The organism is Pectobacterium brasiliense (assembly GCF_013449685.1).
Lineage (GTDB): Bacteria > Pseudomonadota > Gammaproteobacteria > Enterobacterales > Enterobacteriaceae > Pectobacterium > Pectobacterium brasiliense_A.
The window spans coordinates 207-3,644 of sequence record NZ_JACDSF010000086.1; the positions used below are offsets into that span (position 1 = coordinate 207).

Below are 3,438 nucleotides of genomic sequence, written 5' to 3' on the forward strand. Positions count from 1 at the left end.
TCAATATCAAGCAGGGTAATAATCCCTCCAGTGACCAAAGCAGGCGAAGAAAACATATTCGTCAATCATTGCCCGACGCGCTGGCTGAGTGCGCAGACGGGTGTTAATCCACACCTGAATCTGTCTGTCGGTTTTATCAGCCAGTGATGTCCATTCACGATAAGACAGGCCGTTAAGTAGCTCAGACCAGCACAGTAGTGTTAACGTTTCCTGAATGCCGTGTTCATTTTCCCGATCAAATAGCCTCTGAAGGCTGTCACCCAATTCATCCAGATGTAGTCGGTCACATTCGCTGATCAGAATACCGCCCAGCATTGGATACCGCCGAAGGTAGCGGCTGGTTTCCACCGGCAGAATGGCTCTGCTGGCAGCCTCAATACGCGACACTCTTGATTTCTGCATTAGTTTCGCGGGGACAATCAGATGCGCCTTATGCTGGTCTGGCAGGGAAACTGCCGTCAATCTCAACCGATGGAAAGTATGAATTTTTCGCGTACTGATACCCTGATGGATGGCGTGCGTAGCACTGTCGTCAAGATGGCTTTGGTACTTATCCAGCAACGTGGATAGCGTCGTATTACGTGTCATTTAGAAAAGTCTCCAACATGCTGAATAACAGACAACCGGTGTCCTCCATGGAATCGGATAGCGGTCTGTTATTCAGGGAATAATTAATTAAGAAGAGTGAACTGAAAGGTGTTGTTTCTGGCTGGAATGATGGGATACNNTGAATTAACTATTCCGATGACCTTTTTCCTCAGGTACATAGCCGTTCTCCTCAACGACTACACTGTAGATTCCGTCTTTACACGCTGGGCAGAGTTTCTTTCCTGTATAGTGGTTTTGGCACAACACGCAATACCAGGTGTTCGGTTTAGGAAGAACGTAGCTGGCACAGACTTTCTCCCGTAGTTTTTTAATCCTCTCTTCTTCTTTCTCTTCGGGGGCCCGGTAGGCACATGCCTTCAGTTTTCTTGGATCTATACTGAACCGATCATGCTCAAACCAGGCTTCTTCATGTTGCGATCCGTTATGCAGAGTTAACCTGCAACCACAGGATGTACATGTCCAGTGACCCTGGGGCTGGCGGCTAGCCTCAGTTGCATTAACAAAACGATTTTTGGCATTGTTAGCCAGATAGCATTTTAGAAAGCGCATAAATTGATTCCATTCCTGACGATAACGAGCTGAGCGTAAGAGATTGTCCCAACGCTGTTAGCGGGAATATGAGTCGTGTTTAGAACGTGTAGCTACTGGCGAGACTGATCGATACGTTGCTGTAACCAGGTTTCGACTTCACTTTGCAGCCAGCGGGAACTGCGACCCAGCTTAATCGGCTTCGGAAATTCACCCAGTTGAATCAGCTTGTAAAACCATTTGTCGGTTAATCCGGTCAACTGGGTGATAAAGGTCATATCCACGAACTGGTCGTTAAGAAGGCGGTAATCGGTAGTGGTGCTCATCGTTTTTTCTCCTCTGATGAATAGAGAAGGAACCGGAAAATAGAAATTGGCGAATTCCTTCAAACGATGTGCGAGTGGCGTAATTATTTATTACTGAGTGACAATTAACCCAAACACCTTGGCCGACCTCTGCGAGCAGGCTTGGGTATTTCACTGATATGATAAATAACCCGTTCTTTTTTCTGGTCCTGTTTACTCAGGTAACTCAAGATATATAGCATTCTGTCTCTTCCTTCATCGTCGTCATAGGATGTCACCCATTCCCCTTTTACCCTGTAATGTTCTTTGGGTTCACATCGGTGTGCATAACCATCCCCCTCTGTCACATTCGCCCAAATATCCCTAATATCTTCAAATATGCTCCAAACTTTACGATGTTTCTGACCATTGAGATAAAACGCGGCATGGATATGAAAACTATGCTCTTCGGTATATTCCAGCACCCAGGCATGGCCGACGAGTCCCTTTAAAAAATCACACTGCTGTAATAACAGCGTGATATCACAAACGGTAGAGTGAGTATCTGCGTAATGATGGGAGTCACTCTTTTTAAGATATGAGAAGTCGACTCGTAACATAAGTAATTTTGAATAACGGTCAAAGAGTCGATTGAAGTGGTTTCGTAGATTTCTACGTAGTCTCCGATGGTGAACGTATCTGACGTTGGTATCGGTAATGATTTTATTGTATCCCATGAATTAATCCCTGAATGAGTGTTTTTCATGGGATGTGTTTCTGGCGTAAATTTTAAAGTTTTATTAGCATAGGATGATGCACATGAAGATAGCATTCTTGGTTCTTTCCTGTACTGAGTGATAGGCATAGAGATAGTGGGATGGATAATTTTATTTACATAAATCGTCTTCTTATAAAATATTAGTATTTACCTTAATTAATCGTTCCACCTTCAGAAGAATGAATATCTGGAATGGAATATGTCCTTGGGATGCTGCGGGTTTCCCTGAGTAATTATTCTGCCTCATTCATTGTGATAGTGTTATACTTACCAAGCGTCAATATTGCTTATCGCTGTATGTCTTGGTACGTTATCTCTGTTGCCGATTCGCATCTATTGTGAATCATTCCGGTATCAGAACTATGGTCGCCTTCAATCGACTGGGTACAAAAGCCAATGGCGACGAACCATCCTGATTCCTTTCTTCGGTGTGTGACTATAACGCCTAAACTCAGGTCAGATACAGATATCTGAAGCAATATGGATATGTCATCGTATAGACAAGCCTTTGGGAAACAGCCTCAACACTTAGCGTGAATTTGGCTACAATACTGATATTTTCAGTGTAAAAAACACCTTTTATATCAATAAAAAGCCTATAAATTCGCCTTAAAAAACATTGAATTCATGCTTAAAAAACACCTTTTTAACAGGTAAAATCATCTGCTGAAAGGTAAGATTAAATTGGTTTTTGATAGTGATTATCATTTGCGTATGGGGTAAGGTGCGATGGCGGATATGATGGATGACCTGAGGGTATTTAAGTTGCGTCTGAAAGATACAGGGCGCAAAGTGCATCTGTTAACCTATAGAGATATTAGTCAGCTCTATAGTTTTATCTGTTTTGACGAAAATATTCGCTTTCCTGCTAAACAAAACAGAACTCCCTCAGCAGAAAATAATATTCCTTTTGACTTCTTGGATCATATTTACTATAGGCAAAGGACAAACTATGGGGATTCGAATGTAAGGGTTCGTTATGATAAAAGAAACGACTATGAGATCGATGTATGCCTGACTTCTGCGCAGAAAGATTGGTTGAAAAAATCAGTAGCAGAGAAAGAGGAAACCGAAAGGTATCTTTGTGATAAATATGATGAACTTCTGAAGAAACACAAAAAAATCACACTGCTACCATTTGCGTTTTATCTTCCAGATGACTGGGTTGAAGAGCATGAAAATCATAATTCCATGAAATTCTCTCTCAATGCTATTTGATCTTGACCCGCCATCTACGGA

At 42.3% G+C, this 3,438-nt stretch carries 5 protein-coding genes; 1 reads left to right on the plus strand and 4 read right to left on the minus strand.

Features of this window, described 5'->3' with window-relative positions; genetic code table 11:
• Positions 1–6 precede the first annotated feature (6 nt).
• The 4 genes from H0248_RS21185 to H0248_RS21200 all read right to left on the minus strand — a co-directional run bounded on the left by H0248_RS21185 (position 7) and on the right by H0248_RS21200 (position 2,158).
• On the minus strand, positions 7–588 hold the full coding sequence (locus tag H0248_RS21185) for a hypothetical protein (RefSeq protein ID WP_180787381.1): 582 nt from the start codon (positions 586–588) through the stop codon (positions 7–9).
• 144 nt (positions 589–732) lie between these two features.
• A complete protein-coding gene (locus H0248_RS21190; protein ID WP_180787382.1) occupies positions 733–1,158 on the minus strand; it encodes a putative zinc ribbon protein in 426 nt (141 codons plus the stop codon).
• Positions 1,159–1,250: 92 nt separating this feature from the next.
• Complete coding sequence (locus tag H0248_RS21195) at positions 1,251–1,463, minus strand: helix-turn-helix transcriptional regulator (protein ID WP_044205785.1); 213 nt, start codon at positions 1,461–1,463, stop codon at positions 1,251–1,253.
• A 104-nt stretch (positions 1,464–1,567) separates the two neighbouring features.
• Positions 1,568–2,158, minus strand: coding sequence for an inovirus-type Gp2 protein (locus tag H0248_RS21200; protein WP_180787383.1), 591 nt, complete (start codon positions 2,156–2,158; stop codon positions 1,568–1,570).
• Between the two features lie 770 nt (positions 2,159–2,928).
• Between H0248_RS21200 and H0248_RS21205 the strand changes: the two genes are divergently transcribed.
• Entirely contained in the window at positions 2,929–3,417 is a 489-nt protein-coding gene (locus H0248_RS21205) for a hypothetical protein (RefSeq protein ID WP_180787384.1), read from the plus strand.
• Positions 3,418–3,438 lie beyond the last annotated feature (21 nt).

Excerpts from the sequence above, each read along its gene's own strand:
- H0248_RS21185 (WP_180787381.1), bottom strand. The coding sequence starts at position 588 with ATGACACGTAATACGACGCTATCCACGTTGCTGGATAAGTACCAAAGC.
- H0248_RS21190 (WP_180787382.1), bottom strand. The coding sequence starts at position 1,158 with ATGCGCTTTCTAAAATGCTATCTGGCTAACAATGCCAAAAATCGTTTT.
- H0248_RS21195 (WP_044205785.1), bottom strand. The coding sequence starts at position 1,463 with ATGAGCACCACTACCGATTACCGCCTTCTTAACGACCAGTTCGTGGAT.
- H0248_RS21200 (WP_180787383.1), bottom strand. The coding sequence starts at position 2,158 with ATGGGATACAATAAAATCATTACCGATACCAACGTCAGATACGTTCAC.
- H0248_RS21205 (WP_180787384.1), top strand. The coding sequence starts at position 2,929 with ATGGCGGATATGATGGATGACCTGAGGGTATTTAAGTTGCGTCTGAAA.